The sequence below is a fragment of the Alkaliphilus peptidifermentans DSM 18978 genome, from assembly GCF_900101495.1.
Classification (GTDB): domain Bacteria; phylum Bacillota; class Clostridia; order Peptostreptococcales; family Natronincolaceae; genus Alkaliphilus_C; species Alkaliphilus_C peptidifermentans.
Window position 1 is genome coordinate 71391 of sequence record NZ_FMUS01000021.1, and the last position, 19785, is coordinate 91175.

Annotated in this window: 19 protein-coding genes and 1 pseudogene; 4 read left to right on the forward strand and 16 right to left on the reverse strand. The window is 33.1% G+C overall.

Annotation, left to right across the window (positions count from 1 at the left end; genetic code table 11):
- Positions 1-356: 356 nt before the first annotated feature.
- Both nagZ and BLP68_RS14615 read right to left on the reverse strand, forming a co-directional pair.
- Entirely contained in the window at positions 357-1610 is a 1254-nt protein-coding gene (gene nagZ, locus BLP68_RS14610; protein WP_091545274.1) for a beta-N-acetylhexosaminidase, read from the reverse strand.
- Between the two features lie 65 nt (positions 1611-1675).
- Complete coding sequence (locus BLP68_RS14615; protein WP_091545275.1) at positions 1676-2089, reverse strand: hypothetical protein; 414 nt, start codon at positions 2087-2089, stop codon at positions 1676-1678.
- Positions 2090-2853: 764 nt separating this feature from the next.
- Between BLP68_RS14615 and BLP68_RS14620 the strand changes: the two genes are divergently transcribed.
- Positions 2854-3429, forward strand: coding sequence for an SHOCT domain-containing protein (locus BLP68_RS14620; protein WP_091545277.1), 576 nt, complete (start codon positions 2854-2856; stop codon positions 3427-3429).
- A gap of 213 nt (positions 3430-3642) precedes the next feature.
- On the opposite strand, the gene BLP68_RS14625 is transcribed toward BLP68_RS14620, so the two are convergent.
- The 8 genes from BLP68_RS14625 to BLP68_RS14660 all read right to left on the reverse strand — a co-directional run bounded on the left by BLP68_RS14625 (position 3643) and on the right by BLP68_RS14660 (position 11404).
- On the reverse strand, positions 3643-5244 hold the full coding sequence (locus tag BLP68_RS14625; protein WP_091545279.1) for an ABC transporter permease: 1602 nt from the start codon (positions 5242-5244) through the stop codon (positions 3643-3645).
- On the reverse strand, positions 5237-5956 hold the full coding sequence (locus BLP68_RS14630) for an ABC transporter ATP-binding protein (protein ID WP_091545281.1): 720 nt from the start codon (positions 5954-5956) through the stop codon (positions 5237-5239). Before BLP68_RS14630 ends, BLP68_RS14625 begins: the two co-directional genes overlap by 8 nt.
- A 184-nt stretch (positions 5957-6140) precedes the next feature.
- Positions 6141-7034 carry a helix-turn-helix domain-containing protein gene (locus BLP68_RS14635; protein ID WP_091545283.1) on the reverse strand — a complete coding sequence of 298 codons (894 nt, stop codon included), beginning with the start codon at positions 7032-7034 and terminating at the stop codon, positions 6141-6143.
- 184 nt (positions 7035-7218) lie between these two features.
- The gene (locus tag BLP68_RS14640) at positions 7219-7824 is read right to left on the reverse strand and encodes a response regulator transcription factor (protein ID WP_091545284.1); all 606 of its coding nucleotides are present in this window, start codon (positions 7822-7824) and stop codon (positions 7219-7221) included.
- A 29-nt stretch (positions 7825-7853) separates the two neighbouring features.
- Complete coding sequence (locus tag BLP68_RS14645; protein WP_091545286.1) at positions 7854-8951, reverse strand: sensor histidine kinase; 1098 nt, start codon at positions 8949-8951, stop codon at positions 7854-7856.
- An 82-nt stretch (positions 8952-9033) separates the two neighbouring features.
- The gene (locus BLP68_RS14650) at positions 9034-9726 is read right to left on the reverse strand and encodes an ABC transporter permease (RefSeq protein ID WP_091545287.1); all 693 of its coding nucleotides are present in this window, start codon (positions 9724-9726) and stop codon (positions 9034-9036) included.
- On the reverse strand, positions 9723-10457 hold the full coding sequence (locus BLP68_RS14655) for an ABC transporter permease (RefSeq protein WP_091545289.1): 735 nt from the start codon (positions 10455-10457) through the stop codon (positions 9723-9725). The genes BLP68_RS14650 and BLP68_RS14655 overlap by 4 nt, the downstream gene beginning before the upstream one ends.
- Before the next feature lie 2 nt (positions 10458-10459).
- Positions 10460-11404, reverse strand: coding sequence for an ABC transporter ATP-binding protein (locus BLP68_RS14660; RefSeq protein ID WP_091545290.1), 945 nt, complete (start codon positions 11402-11404; stop codon positions 10460-10462).
- Positions 11405-11765: 361 nt separating this feature from the next.
- On the opposite strand from BLP68_RS14660, the gene BLP68_RS14665 reads away from it, so the two are divergent.
- A complete protein-coding gene (locus BLP68_RS14665) occupies positions 11766-12650 on the forward strand; it encodes an alpha/beta hydrolase (protein WP_091545292.1) in 885 nt (294 codons plus the stop codon).
- Positions 12651-12726: 76 nt separating this feature from the next.
- On the opposite strand, the gene BLP68_RS14670 is transcribed toward BLP68_RS14665, so the two are convergent.
- From BLP68_RS14670 to BLP68_RS14695, 6 genes are all read right to left on the reverse strand, one after another.
- On the reverse strand, positions 12727-13584 hold the full coding sequence (locus BLP68_RS14670; RefSeq protein WP_091545293.1) for a MerR family transcriptional regulator: 858 nt from the start codon (positions 13582-13584) through the stop codon (positions 12727-12729).
- Positions 13585-13857: 273 nt separating this feature from the next.
- Positions 13858-14922, reverse strand: a complete 1065-nt coding sequence (locus BLP68_RS14675; RefSeq protein ID WP_330389182.1) for a threonine aldolase family protein — start codon at positions 14920-14922, stop codon at positions 13858-13860.
- A gap of 265 nt (positions 14923-15187) precedes the next feature.
- A complete protein-coding gene (locus tag BLP68_RS14680) occupies positions 15188-15763 on the reverse strand; it encodes a GGDEF domain-containing protein (protein WP_091545295.1) in 576 nt (191 codons plus the stop codon).
- A gap of 34 nt (positions 15764-15797) precedes the next feature.
- Positions 15798-16016: a hypothetical protein gene (locus tag BLP68_RS14685; protein WP_091545297.1), complete on the reverse strand. Its 219-nt coding sequence runs from the start codon at positions 16014-16016 to the stop codon at positions 15798-15800.
- Positions 16017-16114: 98 nt separating this feature from the next.
- Positions 16115-16714 carry a VanZ family protein gene (locus tag BLP68_RS14690; protein WP_176759049.1) on the reverse strand — a complete coding sequence of 200 codons (600 nt, stop codon included), beginning with the start codon at positions 16712-16714 and terminating at the stop codon, positions 16115-16117.
- A gap of 124 nt (positions 16715-16838) precedes the next feature.
- Entirely contained in the window at positions 16839-17459 is a 621-nt protein-coding gene (locus BLP68_RS14695) for a CDGSH iron-sulfur domain-containing protein (protein ID WP_176759050.1), read from the reverse strand.
- A 211-nt stretch (positions 17460-17670) separates the two neighbouring features.
- On the opposite strand from BLP68_RS14695, the gene BLP68_RS14700 reads away from it, so the two are divergent.
- Both BLP68_RS14700 and BLP68_RS14705 read left to right on the forward strand, forming a co-directional pair.
- Positions 17671-19332: a M20/M25/M40 family metallo-hydrolase gene (locus BLP68_RS14700; protein ID WP_176759051.1), complete on the forward strand. Its 1662-nt coding sequence runs from the start codon at positions 17671-17673 to the stop codon at positions 19330-19332.
- A gap of 237 nt (positions 19333-19569) precedes the next feature.
- Positions 19570-19785: pseudogene (locus tag BLP68_RS14705) on the forward strand (IS5/IS1182 family transposase); the annotation flags it as partial.

A 19785-nucleotide genomic window follows, 5' to 3' on the forward strand; every position in this document is an offset into this window, starting at 1 on the left:
CCTTTGGAAAACAAAAGCATTTTATCCATAGAATTTAACCCATGAAATGCTTTTGTTCTTTGCCTTGCATTTTTCCTTTCTATCTTTTCAACATGATTTGCTTTTATTCCTCCATAAATCCAAAAATTATTATATAATTTCTACCGCAAAATTCGACAAATAAGTTGCTCTAAGTTGAAATTTCTTCAAACTAAAGGCGTAAGAAAACCCAGCCAACGCAGCGTATAAAGTTATACGTATGGGTGCTGAGTCATTGTAACAGCGGGTAAAATCAAGGTATTTCAAGCGTCTTATCTTTTAAAAAATGCTCAAGGTATAATTTGTTTTAATGTGTTATTACCTATCGTATATAGAATTTATTGAATTTCATTTAGAATTTTTTCTATCTGTGAGTTTATTTTCCATACATCTATAGAGTCAATTACTTCATCCTTTAAATCATATTTGTGTTTTAATTGTAGTATTCGGTATAGACTTTCATCTATCTTCTCAATTGATATTATTCCACCCTCTACTGCACTTTTCAAATCTTTTATTACCTTTATAGCATTATCATATCCATGACAGACCAAAATAATATCACTGCCTGCATTTACAGATTTAACAGCTGCATCACCTATATCATAGTTTTCAATTATAGCCCCCATGGTCATATCATCAGTAATAACTACTCCTTCAAAGTTCATCTGATTTCTTAAAACTTCTGTAATAATGGTCTTAGATAACGTGGCTGGGTTTTCAGAATCTATCCTACTATATAGTATATGGGCAATCATTACTGCATCAGCATTATTATCGATAGCTTCTTTAAAAGGTATAAGCTCAAATTGTTGAAGACTATTTAAGTCCTTATCCACAGTTGGTAGACTTATGTGAGAATCTAAAAAAGTATCTCCATGCCCTGGAAAATGCTTTACTACTGGAATAACTCCACTATTTTGGAGACCCTTCATTGTCTCAATACCAAGTTGACTTACAATTCTTTCATCAGAGCCAAAGGATCTATCTCCAATTACTGGATTCAAAGGATTACTATCTATATCCATAACAGGAGCAAAATTCAGATTAAAACCTAATGCTCTTATTTTCTCTCCAATTACATTTCCAATTTCAAAAGAGAGTTCTTTATTATTAATCTGTCCAATTTTTCTATTTGTTGGTACCTTCATAAATTCCTTCGGAACCCTACTAACCCTTCCACCTTCTTCGTCAATAGATATAAATAATGGAATTTTATTATTTTTGTTTGTACTTTTTAATGAGTTAATTAATTGAAGCAGACTATTTGTATTTTTTACATTTCTACCAAATAAGATAAAACCGCCCACATAATATTCCTCAATTAGGCTTTTGGAATCATCATCTATTGCATATCCATCAAGACCTACAATTACCAATAGTCCAATTTTTTCGTCTATAGTCATTTTTTCAATTTGCTTTTTTATGGGGTCTTCTTTTATCTCTTCATTAATATCTTCAGTGTTTTCTTCGTCATTGTTCTGTTGCGGTGGAGGATTTTCCGTCTTTTCTTCTTGGATTGTAGGAAAACATCCACTCATAAGGACTAATGCTATAATTATAACAATAAAAAAAGTTAGTTTTTTTGACATTATTTGTCCTCCATCTTTTGTTTATGATTATATTTCAAGGGAATTAATGTTTAAATTTAACTTGTTTATTTCATAAGCTTGTTAATATCATTGTATACTGATGTCGTATTCTCTTTACTTTTATAGTTCAATATAATAATATCATTTCCTGTAACGATATAAATATAAGGACCCTCTGAAGCATGAAGGTATAATCTAGCTTTATCTATTTCATCCATTCTGAAATGTCCTTTTTTTAGGTTGAATATACCTATACCATTTATTTTTCCATGAATCCTAGGAATATCCTCCCTTAAGGATATTTCTATAATATCATTTTTATCTATTTTGATGCTATACATCCCACCTATTGCTATTGTGTTATCATAGATACTAACTTTACTTTCCCTACTGCCAATGAAAATCACTGCTATTAAAACTATGATAATTACTACTTTAAAAAGTGAATACCAATCTTTAAAGCCTTTAATATTTTTCAAACCATCACCCTCCAGTCTAATATTCCACATTGGAATTTATTCAAAACTATTGATTAACATAAGACTCATATGCTTTCCATTTTATTACAATAAGAAGTATTATATATGTTATATATACAATATAACACTTCTACTAGAAAATGCAATTATAATTTTATAATAAAAATGATAATTATTGTCTCTAAGACTGAAAATTTCGCTTTTTCTAAGCGACTCAGGTTGAAGATGATTTGGCTGTTGCTCCTATTAATTATCTCTAAAGCTAGTGCTTCTTCATCCTTTTTTTCTTAAAATTACTTATTAAGTACGTACAAAATACTTGTAGTACTCATGCTAAGTTCATCCAATCCTACAAGTAGTTAAATAGCTGTTTCTTCTCCTGCCTTTTACCCACACATACCTACCCTTTTCCTTCATTATGTGCAGTATCATAACTAATTTTATTAAACGCAATGGTTATATTTCTTAATGTGTATAGCCTTAGTGCTTTTAATATAGTCTTGTATTTCTTTACAAATTTATAAAAAAATAGTATTCGACAAAAGTATGCAAATTTCTTCAAAGGATGCTTGACGTAACTGTAGAATATATTCAAATGGGAGAACAAGATAATTACTCTTTAAGATGATCTTTTTATACCAATTACTGTAATCTGGCACCCACCTTAAGTACCGAAATATCAAAATATCAAATTCACGAATGTATAAGTTGTGCGCAATGGCAAATGCGTGTTAATGTTATAAATAAATTTTAGGAGGAATTTCATGAGAGCTGACTTAGAAAAAGCGCTTAAAGAAGCAAAAGACAAAAAAAGACTTAATCCACTTATGGGAAAAGGTTTATATGAAATGATTGACAAACAATTGTTGGACAGTGAAGAAGTAATACACTTACGTGCAGTTAATGTTGGTATTATCACTCAAAAGGAATCAATTAAAGTAAAGCCTTATAATTTTAGTAACAAAACCCCTGGTATTTTGACAATTACAACAAAGCGAATCTTACATTGTTCAAAAGTACTATTTAATACTAAGGTAGAGCAAATAGCATTAGAAAATATCAACAATATTCAATCGCAAGGAGTATTATTATCTTCTGTTTTACGTATTGAATCATTAACAAATATTATGGAAATTGATTTACCTCAAAAGGATACAGATGAAATTACTAAATTGATTCACGAATTGATGGAAAACATAAAAGATAAGCCTATTCAATCTAGCCCAGCTATTGATGATCCTATTGTTAAAATTGAAAAACTAAAGGAATTAAAAGAAAAAGGTATATTAACAGAAGAAGAATTTCAAAAGAAAAAAGAGGATTTATTAAGTAAAATATAATATTTGCCACTGCGTACAACACATATATAAGTATAGTTTAATCGGATTTGATAAATGAAGAAGGTTATGATTATTAGACAAAGGAACAGGTTGCGACAGAGAGAAGATATTTTTCTCTCCTGTCGCTTATTTTTACCCCTAAACCCTTTAATTTTTATATTATCACCCTCAGAATATATTTATAAACACTACCTTTAAACAAGTTACAAATCATTAACATACTATATTGTTAAATTTATTTATATATTTATTAAGCACAACATAGTATGACACACCATATAAGCTAACTAAAATGAAGCTGAAAATTATAAGAATAACATTAGCACTTAAATTATTAATCAGCATGTAAAGAAGGTATAATACCCCTCCTGTTAATAATCTAATTAGCAAAGAAATCATAATGTTTAAATTGTTTTTCACAGCTGTTGTTGGATTAGTCCAATTTAATATTGGTCTTTCAATATTAATAGCTATGTCTATTGTAGAAAAGAATAGAGTAGCAGATATACAGAAAATAGATGCTACAATTATCATTATTGGCGACACTGGTAAAAAAGCTGCTCCTACAATGGCAAGAACCAGTGATCCTCCAAAGGATAGAATGAAAGTTGAATATACTCTATATTTTATATTATCAGCTGTTGTTATTGGCAATACCTTTGTTTCCCAAAAGGTTTTTCCCTCTCTAGTAATTACTGTTGCCGATATGCTCCCGACAATGGCAGGGGTAGCTATAACTGCTGTATATATAAATACTACATAAGGAGCCAGCATTGGAGACTGAAATAGCCCGGTATTAACCTCACCGGTAAATAACATTATTATAAACACTAGGATTGGGATAATCATAGTCATTACAGTGTTTAGTGTAAATACGGGATTGCTAAAAATAATTAGAATATGCCTTTTAATTATTTGAATACCCTTGCTTCTTTTTTTATAGTAAATTTTACCTTTTTCATTAAAGCCACCGCCCTCTTGATTGAAGGCCAGTAGTCCATTCCTATACAAAAGATGTGATACTAATTTGAGAGAGTATATCAAAGCTATATTTAGAAGAATAAATAATACTCCACTTATTAATGATCCCTTTATCATTTGTGTAAGCCAAATACTTGGCGGAAAGCTTCGGCCAATAAGCATTAATAATCCATCCTCTTGAAGTAAAATACTAGAAAATGCTTCAGGATCAATTTGGACTTTTGCTATAGATAACTGAATAAATATTATGGCCACCACTAATATAATGTTTCCAGCCATAACCATCAGATTCCTTCGTTTACCTCTCCCAATTATGGACATAAAGGGAATAATTAGCAATGTTGATAGTATCATAGGTATTAATGGGGATATTAATAGTGCTATTAAACCAGCAGTTAAACTATATAGTTGAAGTCCTCCCTTTACCCCATATATTATGACTGAGGTGCCAAAGAAGAAACAACCTATTGCTAAAAGATATATATACACTGAGGCCAATTTAGAAAATACAATTGTATCCTCCTTTAATGGCAGTGATGTTAAAAATGGTAGATCCTTGGAGTAAAAAAATACAGATATAATGAATGGAATGCCTGCGAAAAACATCATCATCACATTAGCAATATACATATAGGTTATTGTAAGCTCCGGAAAACCAACACTATCAAAGATTTCATACATACTTAAGACCAATTGTAGTGCTGGAATTATGAGTAAGGCTGGCAATAGCAGGGCTAGCTTACCAAGCCATTTATTTTTAACATTTAAGTGCTGAGTATATTTACTTAAAAAATCAAATATCTGAATTTTGGTTAGTGCTATAAATTTATTCATCTTTAGTCATCTCCAAAAACACTTCTTCAAGAGTTAAATCTTTATTCTTTTTAATATTATCCGGTGTATCACAAGCAATAAGCTTCCCCTTATGAATTATAGCTACCCTATCACATAAATTTTCCACCACTTCCAGCACGTGGGAAGAAAAAAATATGGTACCACCATTTCGACAATGCTCCTTCATTAAATCCTTTAATAGTTTAGCTGAATGGGGGTCCAAACCAACTAAAGGTTCATCTAAAATAAAAAGGTTGGGATTTGGCAACAGTGCTCCTGATAATAATAGTTTTTGTCTCATTCCGTGGGAGTAGGAATTAATTGTTTGAGCTAAAGCATCATATATTTGAAATACCTTTGTAAACCTTTCTATTCTCTCTTTTCTATCTTTTATGGAAACCTCATACATGTCCGCAATAAAATTCAGATAATCTATACCCTTTATTGCATCGAATATAGAAGGATGATCAGGTACATAGGTGAAATTCTTTTTTGCCTCAATTGGTGCCTTTGAAATATCTACTCCATTTATTACTATATCTCCTTCAGTTGGTGAAATGATTCCAGTTATCATTTTGATGGTTGTTGTCTTACCTGCACCATTGGGTCCAATAAATCCGATTATTTCTCCTTTTTTGATTTCCAATGAAATTTTATCTACTGCATTTTTAGAATTGTCGTAGGATTTAGAAACATTTTTTAATACCAGCATGATAATAAACCTCCTTATGATTCATGAACTTTCAACTTTTTTACGGCACTCATTATATCTGTTATATATATAATATAACACATCAACTAATATATGCAAATGAATTTTTGTGATAAAAACTTAAAAGTTTCATCAAAAAAAGAAAAAAGTCACCTCTGAAGTGAGGAGACTTTAATGAAATTTTTTATCTATTCAACATAATTTTACGGTATTGATAAGGGGTTACTCCAACCTTACGTTTAAAAAATGTAATAAAATTACTAAGGTTGTTGAATCCACATTTGTAGCTAACCTCAGTTATATTAAAGTCACGTGAAGTTAATAACTCCTTTGCCTTATTTACTCTTAAACACAATAGATACTCATACGGGGTTTTACCAGTGTATGATTTAAAGGTTTTAATAAAATAATAGGGACTCAAATGTGCTATTTTAGCTACTTCTTCCAGGGAATATTCCTCATCGTATTGATCTCTTAAGTATTCAATAGACTTATCTATATTAGCCTTAGATGTATTGTAGCTAGAAGATAATAGAAAGGGCATATTATTATCAATTTGTCTAAGCAGATATACTGCTATCTGAGTACTAATGCTCTTTAATACCAGTTGTCGACCATGCTGAAAACTACTGCATTCCTCGGTAAATAGGCTTATCAGCTCTCTTAACCTATTGTCAAAACTATAGTTTCCCTGTTTAAAGTACACATTAGCTTTCCCATAGACAGAATATGCTATTTCATTTAAAAAGTCAGTGTCGATATTGATGGAAATAAAATGCTTGTTAAGCATAGGTTTATGAGGACCGTGATACTGACCAGAATTAACAGTCCAAATTTTCCCTTTTTCACCTATATAGCATTGCTTTTCTAGACTAAGGTAGGGCATCGTTGAGGAGGGTATGAAAAATTCGAAGCTATCATGAACATGCTGCTGAGCATTATCCGGAAAATCTATGCCTACTTTCGGGATAATTATACAAATGTCAGTATCCATACTTAGATTTATTTTTTTTTGGAAATCATCCATCGGTAAAGGATAAGGTCCTTCGCCCAGTATTTTCACCTTATCTATGCCCATTTTTTTCCCTCCTTTATACTACTTTAAAGGCTATTCTATAATAATTATACTATATACTTATCAATAAATCACTTACAAACTTCCATTTAATAACAATGTAAAAGTATATTAAAGAGTTAATTAGCCTAATAATCTTATGTTTAAATTAACTAATTTAAAAGGGACAAATAGTTGTCCCTCTTTACTATATTCTTCTCCAATAATAAATTGCCAATTGAGTTCTATCTCTCAATTGTAATTTTTCAAGTATAATTGAAAGGTTATTACGAACTGTACCCTCGCTTATAAATAATTGCTCTGCTATTTCTCGATTTGATAAACCTTGTACAACTAATTCAGCTATATCCTTTTCTCTGGGAGTCAGTTGTTGAATTTCCTCTTTTTCTGGCTGCATCAGTCGTTTAAGAACCTCACCATCTAAGACTGAAGTGCCTGCAACTAAAGTTCGTAGTTGTTGAGCCATTCCAGAAACCTCTGTGGATTTAATTAAATATCCCTCTGCACCAGCTAGAATTGCAAGTCTTATACTCTGTTCATCTTGAAATGTGGTGAGCATCATTACACGAATCTGTGGCCAGTCCTGCTTTATTTGTCGCGTTGCTTGTGTTCCATCCATAACAGGCATACGTATATCCATTAATACAACATCTGGTATTGTATGCTGGCAATAACCAATAGCTTCAGCGCCATTATTAACTGTTTCAATTACTTCCATATCCTTTTCTCGAGAAAGTAGAACCTGAAGGCTTTGACAAACCAATGGGTCATCATCTACGATTAATATTTTCAAATTGTTTGCCTCCTTATCCATAGTCTAATTTAATAATAATCCTTATCTAAAGGCAATACACAAATAAGCCTAAATCCGTCTGAGGTATCTATAGATAGGCTACCCCCAACAGCTCTGGCCCTCTGTCTAAGATTTCTCATACCAATACCAATGACGTCACTGTTACTGACACTACCATCATTCTGTATACTCAGCCTTATAATATTTGGATTAACATCTAAGTCTACATCTACCTTTGACGCTTTTGCATGACGCATTACATTGGTTAAAGCTTCTTTTAAACAGGGTTCAAGAATACTCCATAAATAAACTGGTACCCTAGATGTGTCTCCATAAGCTTGAAAATTTACAGGGCATATACTAAATCCATTACTTATCTCCAGTAGACTATCTATTCCGATGGCTTTTACTGGCTTCATATTATGAACTGTTTCCCGTAAGTAAAGAGCACTATTGGAAAGTCTCTTTTGGGCTTGAATAAACATCTCATTAGCTAATGGATCATCTTCCCTCCATAGCTGTTCAAAGGCTTGCAGTGCCAATACAGCAGCAGTGATTTCATGTCCTACTTCATCGTGCAATTGCTGGGCAATACGATTTCGTTCTGTTAGCTCTGCCATCCTAGCTCCTTGAATATTGGAAACTAAAAGCTCACTTTTTAAAGCTTCTAGCTCATATCGGCTTCTTCTTTGGAGATCTGCCTCTTGTCTATAGAGCTTCATTTCCTTCCACCAGCATCGAAGGACCCAGCCTGTAAACCCAGCTTGTATAAATACAGCAATTAATATAATGGGTGGTGGGAGATATAGCAAAGCAACAACTGTTGGTATCATAATCCAATGTTTACCAATCAACATAGCTTCAAACATAGGTATGGCTAAAAAATAGTAGGCCGCAGGCCAATGGGGTATTATAAGGAAACACGCCAACTGATCAATGATCACCATCCATTCTGGTAAAACAAACCTCCACCTTGCTAAAGCCATTATTGATAGAAACAGAAGAAGGACTACCCCTACTTCTCCACCCTGGCTCCTTAACCAAAGTATACATAGTAGACATAATCCAATTACTCGCCAAAGTATTATACTGTTTTCTGGTGTCCATATTTCTCGATCTCTTATCATATACTATACACCTTCTTATAAGGTTATCCTATCCCTTTGTCATGACCTTAGTATAACATCTATTTATGGAAGGAACAAAACTCTAAATTCTCCTTCTACTACCTAAAATAATAAATCCCAAACTAAACATAGCCATTAAAGCTAAAGGTTGCATTAGATCAATGAAACCTCCGCCTTTTACAACAATCAATATCCCCTCCATCAGCCAATAGGTAGGTAATAACATAGCAAGCCTCTGAATTAATGGAGGCATAATCTGAATGGGCCACATAACTCCCCCAAGCATTGATATCAATATAATAACTCCCCCCAATAAGCTAAAGGCTGTTTCCTTATTGCGAAATAAGGAATACCATGCCAAAGCAAAGCCTATTGAAGTCATGGAAAACACAGTGAAAATGATAAAAAGCAACCCTGGGGAAATTAAAGCATCCCCATGCACCACTATTCCCAAGATCATAACTATTACATTTACTCCTGTTAGTATTGCAGAAAATGCAAGCAAATTTTGCCATAAATACTGGAGATGAGTCATTGGTGTAACTCCAATTCGAAGCAGGATTTTATTTATACGATCCTCCATAATCACTTCAGCTAATCTTGCTGCAATTAATAATTGTATAAGTCCATAATACTGAAAGCCTAAAGGCAGGGGAATCCACTCTGGAGTTCCTCCAATTGGTAAAAATGCTGCAGCTATGGGAAGCAGTCCTAGAAAAATTACATTCGATAGATTACGGAAATAACGCTTAAAAACAAATTTAAATACTGTCACGCCAATTTCCTCCTTCCAAGATATACTGCAATAGTTCCCATTACAAGTGATGCTCCTACCAATATACCAACACTCAAAATTCCTTTACTAAGATCTTCTCCAGTTATAATTGCATATACAGCATTTTGCCCTAGTGACAATGGACTAACATAGGTTGAAATCAAGCCTATAACTCCAGTTTGTGGCATAGGAAACCACACCCCCGCTAAAACGATGGAGATCATTCCAAACCAAGTACCTGCTCCTTCAGCAGTTTTATAGTTTTTCACTCCTAAAACCAGCACTACATAAACTAGATGAGATAAGGTTGATATGCCCATAATTACCAGCAAGACTAAACCTATGTTTCCCCAGTTAACCCCATAGACCCATTGTGTAAATAAAACCGTTACAAATCCTTGCAAAGCTGTAAAGAGTGAAGATGTTAAAACAATTGCAAAGGCATGGGTATGGGAGTTATAGGGTAAAGAGGCCATCCGCCATTTATTTGATGAAAGGAAGTCATTTCGTACATATTCCATTGTATAATTACCTCCAAAAAGCTGGGTGGCAAGAACCATAGTAATTGCTATTCCATCCATCATTGGAATACCTGATTTCTCATCTATAGCATTTCCCGCTATCATACCTAATACAGTAATTAGAACTAATGGGAGTACTGTTAACATAACTACTCCAAGATATCCCCTCAGCATTCTTCTGAGCATAAAGTAGCTTGATCGTAGAATCATATCTACCCCTCCTCTCCATCTCTTAACTGTTTACCAGTGAGGGTTAAAAATACATCCTCTAACGTTGGCTTTTCTGCGCTTACTGATCTTACTCCCCCAGCATCCTTTGCAATGGAAAGTGCTCTATCCAAATTTCCTGATCCAACACGGGAGATAATTTGTATTTGTCTACCAATTTGAGTAACCTGCTTAACCCCCACAAGATTACGAAGCTTTTCTAGAAGTATTTCGCTAGGTTCTGCCACCTCCAGCTTAATTTTTTCTTCATGTTTAATTTTCTCCACCAGTTCATCTATAGTTCCTTGAGCAATTACATGACCTTGATCCATAATTACTACACGCGATGAAATAGCTTGGATTTCCTCTATATAATGGGTGGTGTACAGAATGGTGGTGCCTTGTCCATTGAGCCTTCGTACAGTTTCAAGAACATGGTTTCGAGATTGAGGATCAATTCCCACTGTTGGCTCATCCATAATCAAAAATTTTGGCCTGTGGACCAAGGCACAAGCAATATTCAATCGCCTTTGCATACCACCAGAAAACTTGGTTGGCAGCCTTTTCCCATATTCTGAAAGGCCAACAAATTCTAGTGTCTCATCTACACGATCCTTTAATGCTTTCCCCTTCAGTCCATATATTCCACCAAAAAATTCAAGATTTTCTCTAGCTGTTAAATCGTCAAATATAGAAATTTCCTGTGTAACTAATCCAATCTGACGCTTAATTTCTATCATATGACCTTTTTGACTCTTATCAAATAGCTGAATTTCTCCTGAGTCAATCCCAATTAAGCCTGCTAATGAATATATTAGAGTGGTCTTCCCTGCTCCATTGGGGCCTAGTAGACCTAAGATTTCTCCGTTTCCAATATCTAGATCAACGTTATCAAGAGCAAGCTGAGTGCCATATCTTTTTACAATATTCTTCATATATGCAATCGCCATATTATTACCTCCTAAATTGTGATTATATCTATACATTTATCATATCAGGTGGCTTATATACCTAGTAGTTACAAATGTAATGGATTTAAGCCTACATCAATATATTCATAAGACTCACAAAAAAAGGATAGATTAATCTACCCCCAGACTGAAGATAAAGTATATTTTTGCTAACAAACCCGATTTTTAAAACTAAAGTAACCGTTTGTACTATATAAGTTACTAAAAATTATTGGTTGTATTAATATTTTGTAATTTTCTCACAATTCAATTGACAGTGTATTTCGATATTGGTACACTTTTCCATATAGCCGATTATAGACAATTACTTATTATTAATTTGTAAAAGGAGATGATGCTTATGAATAAAAGAGCTTTACTCTCGTTAACTTTTATCATCATACTTTGCATTGCTGGTATTGCAGTTTTCTCTTCAAATCAAACTTCGTATGATAATATGAAAGAGCAATCAGAAATTGACAATCTTCAAGAAGCTGCTAATACAAGCACTACCGAGAACACTACAATACCTGGACGAGGCTTTAGTGGTGTTTTATATGAAGTTCCCAATATGGATAATGTTGAAGTAGTAAAAAATATAGAATATAAAGAAGATAGAATATCAAACCTTAGCTTAGACATTTACTATCCATCCGATAAAAAACCTGAAGATAACAACAGCCCAATAGTTTTTGTTCATGGAAGGGCACAAGGGATGTCTAATCTTAAAGACCATGATTTCTATACTTCTTGGGCCAGACTTGTTGCTGCATCTGGCCATACTGCAATAACCTTTAACTGGAGGTCAGATTTTCCTGATGATGTGTTAGACTTACTTTCGTATATAAGACAAAACAGCAATGATTTAGGTATTGACCCCGATAATATAAGTGTATTTATGTTTTCTGCTGGTGTGCATCCAACCTGTAGGAGGATTTCACAGGAGGGTATGGAGTATATTGATGGCATCATTGCTTATTATGGAAAGATACCCGAATCAATATTAGAAAATTATACACCATCTAACCTTCCACCAATCTTTATAGCTGAAGCCGCAAATGACGCACCTAGTCTTCATAACAATTATTTTATTTCTAAGGGTTTAGAAACTGGATATGATATAACCCATATGGTTCACTCAACAGCAGACCATGCATTTGATATGCATAATGATGATGATGAAACCAAAAAAATAATTGAAAAAACCTTAGAGTTTATTGATAAAATAAAGAAAAACCACATATAGAAATGTGGAACACTTAATTTTATATAGATGTTTAAGTTTTTTGGAGCAGATTTGCAATCTGCCCCTTAAGTATTAATTAATCTATTATTGGTTGATAAATATCCATTTCTGGATACTCCTTCCTCCTGCTTCTATCATCATAAACTTCTAATGAAAATGTCTCTGCATGTTTGTAATTTGATTCTGGAAGCCAAGATGTAAGCAGATGGTCATTTGCTTTTTGCATAGAGTCATTAACCATCTCATCAAAGGTCCTCCCGTTAAATGTACATACAGCATACTTTCCCTTTGGTATATCAAATTTGGTATACCCCTCCGGAACACCATCATATGATGTTACCTCATCAGTTACTAAATAATTAACGGCACCATTTTCAAAGGTTAGTATGCCATATCTAACAGAAGGATATTTTTTATTTGGTATCTTGTTACTTATATCTTCATCCCAATATCGGGTCCAAAGATCCGCAAAAATACTAGGATCTGGAGGCCATGATGGTATTGTTACAGAAATACCTATAGTCTTAATTTCGACTTCTTTTGTTACCACCTTAACCTCTAATTTATTATTATCTTGCTTGTTTATATCCATAAAATCGCCTTCACCTCCTACATAATTAATCTTATCCTTTAGCTTTCTTCTGATATATGTAATTTTCTGCTCTTCCCAGAATAGTTGGTCATATTTTTCCCTAAGTGAATCTTCCAAGGTATTCTTTTTATTATTCAAAAAAGCTTTGATTTCCTCCAGTGAAAATCCATATTCACGCATCTCTGATATAAAATGTATATCATCAATTTGCTCTTCTAAATAATATCTGTACCCATTATACTTGTCTATAGTACTGGGTTTCAGCAACCCAATTTCATCGTAAAACCTTAGCGCAGATGTAGAAACCATACCTATTCTGGCAAACTGTCCTATTGTGTACACAATAATAATTCCTCCTTCGGCCTAATTTAATTATAAAGCTTAAAGCTACTTTAATGTCAACAGTATTTTCGAAATTTTTTTCATTATTGTTTAAATTAAAAACCCGTATTGGATAGGAATCTGGAACGAACTTCCCTATTTAATAAAAAAGGCTGCAAATCATTTTCCCATGCCCACTGTAGACGATGTTAAAGGGTATTGTAATGCAACTCCCAATCTATGCCCATCTGGGTCATGAAAATAAGAAAAAGGGGTTCAAGAAAATAATCCTTCCTATTTTAATGCCTCTAAATCATTTATAAAACTTTCTATAGCCTCCTCCTTTGTTGCCCAAGAGGTTACAAGTCTAATTATAGACATAGCATTTCCAGATTTACACCATACATAAAACAAATATTTCTTACTCAATTTATCAATAATCGTATCTGGCAGTATTGGAAATATTTGATTAGACACCGATTTAGTTAATAAACTATAGCCTAAACCCTCTATACCAGTGCTTAATTTTGTTGCCATTATGTTAGCATGCTTTGCCAGATCAAAAAACAAATCATCTTTAAATAATTCAAGAAATTGCACACCTAATACTCTACCTTTTGAAAGCAATGCTCCTTTTTGTTTTAAATTATATCTAAAATTTGTCTTTAGCTCCTCTTTGTTAATTACTATGGCTTCACCCAGTAATGCACCATTTTTTGTTCCTCCAATATAAAAAGCATCTACCAGTCTTGATAACTCATCTAAGCTTAAGTCATTATCCTGTGATGTTAAAGCAGAGCCTAACCGTGCTCCATCTAAAAATAATAACAATTGATTGTCTTTGCAGAAGGATGATAATTCTTCCAATTCATTCTTCTTATAAATTGTACCTAATTCTGTTGTGTTTGAAATATAAACCAATTTTGGTTTTACCATATGTTCATCGACATGATATTCCAATACGGATTTAACATCATTAGGTGTTAGTTTTCCATCCTTAGTATCTACCCCATTGACCTTATGCCCTGTGGCTTCAATGGCACCTGTTTCGTGGGTATTGATATGCCCTGTGGTAGCTGATATCACAGACTCATAGGGTTTAAGTATCGAAGAAATCACTATCAGATTAGCCTGTGTACCACCAGATACAAAATGAATATCAGCATTTGAATTGCTTATTTTACTTCTTAAAATATCTACTGCTTCTTTAGAATAATCATCTACACCATAGCCCTCCTGTTGTACTAAATTTAAATTTTTAAGGGCTTCTAATATATTAGGATGTGCACCTTCACTATAATCATTTTTAAAGCTATATACCATGTTAAGATTATTTTCCTTTTCAAATAATTGTGCCACCAATACCACTCCTTATCAACTTTAGTAACTTTTTCATTAGTACTATCATATTTATTGCTTTAAGTACCATGACCCTTTATTGATTTCATTTTATTCTTCGACATAATATATTTTAATCCTTTTATACAAAGCAAAAAGGATGACTCAATATCATCCTCGTCTAAATTTATAAGTTTATTCACTTTTTTTAATAACCACTAGTATCTTTATTATTGGGAGGTTCTTTAGTGTTAGTTATCATACCTCAATTAATCTTTAATTTGCCTTATATAGCTTTTTTTTTCTCCTTTTCATTATACATTATTACATCTGCTTCTTTAATAAATTCCCTTGGTGATTTATTTTTATTTAAGTCAAATTCAACTAGTCCTTTACTTAAGCTGATTTTAAATGGTATATTGTGAATATTCAAGTTCATCAAGCAATTATCGATTCTTCTACATATATTATCAGCTTCTTCTAGGTTGGTATTTGGAAGTATAATAACTATTTCATCTCCTCCATATCTAAATACTGTATCACTTTTTCTAACATTTTTCTTTATTAAATTGCTTATAGCTATTAGTATATTATCTCCTTGACAATGCCCTAATGTATCATTAATCTTTTTTAAGTCATCAACGTCTATAAAGCACAGGGTTAATGGCTGCATACTGATAACGGCTTTTGACATCTCAATTTCCAGTTGGTTAATGCCTTTTCGCTTATTAAATATCTCCATTAAGTCATCCATATCAGCATGTTTTTCTATATTATTAAGCTTCTGTTTTAAATGTATGATTTCCTTTTCTTTTTTGTCTAATAGCCTAAGTAATTCCTGATTATATATGCTACTAATCAATCTGACTCCCCCTTAAAATCAAAGTATTTTCCATTTAATATGCCTGTTGAATAGCCGTCCTTATCATTTGTAGAGGTTTAATGTTTGTGTATATAAAGTCGTCTAACATCTTGTCTGTAAGATTAATTCTAAGAGTCTTTGCATAGAACTTTAACATGGTTTTTTGTGCCTTAATAGGAATAGGCTCCTTGTGTAGCTTTAAACTAAAACTCCTTATTAAATTAATATTATTTTTAAATTCATGAAAACTCATATTATTACCCCCACGTCTTTTTTTCTTATACTATAAATACGCGGTTAATAACTCTTTTCAGGGTGAATAAGTATTAGTAATTAATGGAAAGTCTTCTATTAACATTTCTTAAAGTTATTAAGGAATATTGGACTGAACATTTTAATGCCTTTATAAATATAGTATCCTACCAGTCCTCCCAAAACATTCATCAACAAATCATCAACATCTGTAGCCCTAGGTAAGACAAGCTGTACCACTTCAATAAATAATGATATAAGGAAACAGGTTAAGACCGTAGCTCTCAAGCTCTCAAACCTTTTCCAAAGTAGTGGTAGCATGAATCCTATAACCAAAAATACGCCAATGTTACCTAAAACCTCTATTATGAAATAGTCAATATATCCATCTATATAGGCAATCTGCCAAGTTTCAATAACCTTGTTAAAAGGAATAAGATTTATACGGCTATGATCAATCCCGCCACCAATAATACTAATTCCACCTATTCCATATTCCAACTTGGGTATAACAGTTTGAGAAGCGAGTCCAACTAAATATAGTCCAAAAACAATAATTCCTGCTTCGTGCCAAAATTTCACCTTAACTTCTTTGTCTTTTTTATGTAAATAAGCTACTAGTCTTACTATTATTAAAATAGGAAGTGCAATTATCATATAAGGTAACATATTAACAATAAATCCGATGATCTGTCTCATATTGTTGTCCATCCTTTTAAAGATTATTTATTTCACTTAGCATATTTAAATTATACAGTTAAAATTGATATTTAACAATTGATTCACCCAAGCACATAATTTCTTAATCAGAAGCATATGCTAATCAATTTTGCTGATGAGTGCCATCACAGAAAGGTTGATTTTTAGACTTTCCGCATCTACATAGAGTATACCTTTTTTGTGCCTTTAATTGTTTTATACTCTCATCCTCATCGATAAGCTCCACATCACCTCTAACCGTAATAGGGCCTTTGGCTGATATAATAATAACAGCATCAGAGTCAAAATCTGCAATATACTGCCCATCCTTAGTATAGGCAAGTGCACCGGAAGGACATTTTGAAATTAATTGGATTATTTCTTCTACAGAAGCACCATCTGCATTAATCCATGGTCTTGAATCCAAGTTAAAAACTGATGGAAGTAATTTTAGGCATAATCCTACATGACTGCATAACCCCAAATTGAAATGAACAGTAATTTTTTCTCCTTTGTAACTTTTCCATTTATTTTTGTCCCTCTCATGAGACTTTTTAATTACTACTCTATCCTTTTCATGATTATTATCACAGTAAGGCATTGATTGTGATTTTCCACAACGACATATTGCTGTTACCGCCTTTACATTAATTGAATTATTATTTTCATCTGTTACATTTTGACCATTTACTATAAAAAAAGGGCTGCTTTTTGTAAAAATAATTTGAGTTTTTTTGCAATTCATCATATCACCTCTCATTTATTTGTATATTTTGATATAAATATCTTTTACTTATACACTCAAATACTGTATTTGCTTAGTTTATTCATATAGAATTATTCAAATCACTGATATGATGATTATAATAGGTCTTTAATAGGTAAAAATATAAAGAAAATCATTTTAAATCCTTAATCCTTTTAAAGAAAAATTAGTAATGAAAGAAGGAGATATCATGTTTGAAGAAAAGATTCGTCCGTTATTTCTCCGCCTTTTGGCAACACAAAGTGATACCAATACATTAAGGGAAACCTATATTGAGGAGCAAATTTTAAACTGGATTAAGGAGCAGCCTTATTTCCAGGAAAATAGTGATCTTTGTGGAACTCATCCAATAGAAAATGACCCTTATGAAAGAAACGTTGTCTGGTCGTTGGTAAAGGGAAAGGGAAATAAGACCATTGTTATGATTCATCATCACGACACCTTAGATATTGAAGAGTACGGGAAGCTCAAATCTGTTGCTCTACGTCCAGATGAACTGGAAGCAGCACTAAGAGAGCGACAGCTCTCCCCTCAGGTAGGGAAGGATCTTGAATCTGGTGAATGGACCTTTGGTAGAGGGACTGCAGATATGAAATCAGGTGCCGCCATTCAGCTGGTATTAAGCTCTTATTTTTCAGAGGATAAAAACTTTAATGGCAATATCCTATTACTCAGTGTACCCGATGAAGAAACCCTATCAAAGGGAATGCTTAGTGCAATTTCTTTAATGACGGCCCTAAGAAGCAGGTATCAATTAGAGTATATATTGACAATCAATAGTGAGCCCTATTTCAATCAAACAAAGGGGAAAGCCATTTTTTACGAAGGCTCAGTTGGTAAGATTATGCCTGTTCTTTATGTAAAGGGTGTTAAAAGTCATATTGGAGAACCCTTTAATGGCTTTAACCCATCCTTAGTACTTGCAGATTTGCAAAGAAAGACTGAGCTAAATGTGCAGCTTTGTGATGTATATGGTAATGAAGCCACACCACCCCCAGTATGGGTGAATCTAAAGGATCGAAAAAAAGCCTATGATGCATCTATTCCAGAGGCTGCTACAGGTTACTTTAATTGGTTGACCTTTACTAGATCTCCTAAAGAGATTATGGACAAATTAGTTTCTTTATCCAATAGAACCTTAAGAGATACCCTTATTCACTTTCAGGATGCCTATGAAAACTACTGTAATTTGATTGGAGAAGAACCAGATGAGATATCCTTTACACCTAAAGTCTATACTTTTGAGATGGTTTATAATATGGCTATGGAAAAGAACAAATCTCTTTTTGAAGAAGCCTATAATGATTATCAAGTGGAAATGGTAGGATTACTACACGAAAATAAAATTGCCCTTCCAGAGGCAGCTACACGTCTTATTGAATTTATTACTGAATGGATTGATTTAGAGGGACCAACCATTATTGTTGCTTTATCGGGTCCATATTATCCACACATCAATAACCAATTTATTGATCAAAAGATTCCATTTTCACTCGAAGAAACCATTAACAGGATTGCAGGTGAGAAATATAACTTAACCTTTGAGTCTCAAGGATTTTTTATGGGTATCTCTGATTTATCCTATGCTTCTTGGGTGGGTAAAAAGGAAGATATTGAATTGATAAAAGCCAACAGCCCTGGCTGGGACGTTATTTATCGTATACCATTAAAGGACCTTTCTACTTTGAAGATGCCTGTTATTAATATTGGTCCCTGGGGAAAGGATCTACATAAGGTAACTGAAAGGGTTTTAACAATGGATGTCTATGAAATAATGCCTAACATCATTAAAGATTTAATCCTTGAATGCCTTTTAAAGTCTGATCAAGAACAAAAGCATTTCATGCGTTAAAACCTATGGATAAAATGCTTTTGTTTTCCAAAGGAACCCCTGAGTTCCTTAGGACGCTTCGCTGTATCCTCCTCATTGATCATAAGGGGGATCGCCCCCTTAACAACCCCGAATTTAATAGGAAAGTAGAACTTTCCTGAGACTGTTGACAAAGTCCACCTGAAAAGGGTGGATTTTTTTTTATTCAAAAAGGATTTATCCAATCGATGTCGAATATGTATAATGAGGTGATGAATTATGCTTACTAAAGCTAAAGATAAGCAAACTTCTTATGAGTTTGTTATGCTCGAAGAGCTAGTTAAAGAAGACCATTTACTAAGAAAAATAGATAAGTACATTGATTTTAGTTTTATCTATGACGAAGTCGAAGAATTGTATTGTCATGATAATGGACGTCCATCTGTTGATCCAGTAGTTCTTTTTAAAATGACTTTACTTCAGTACCTTTACGGT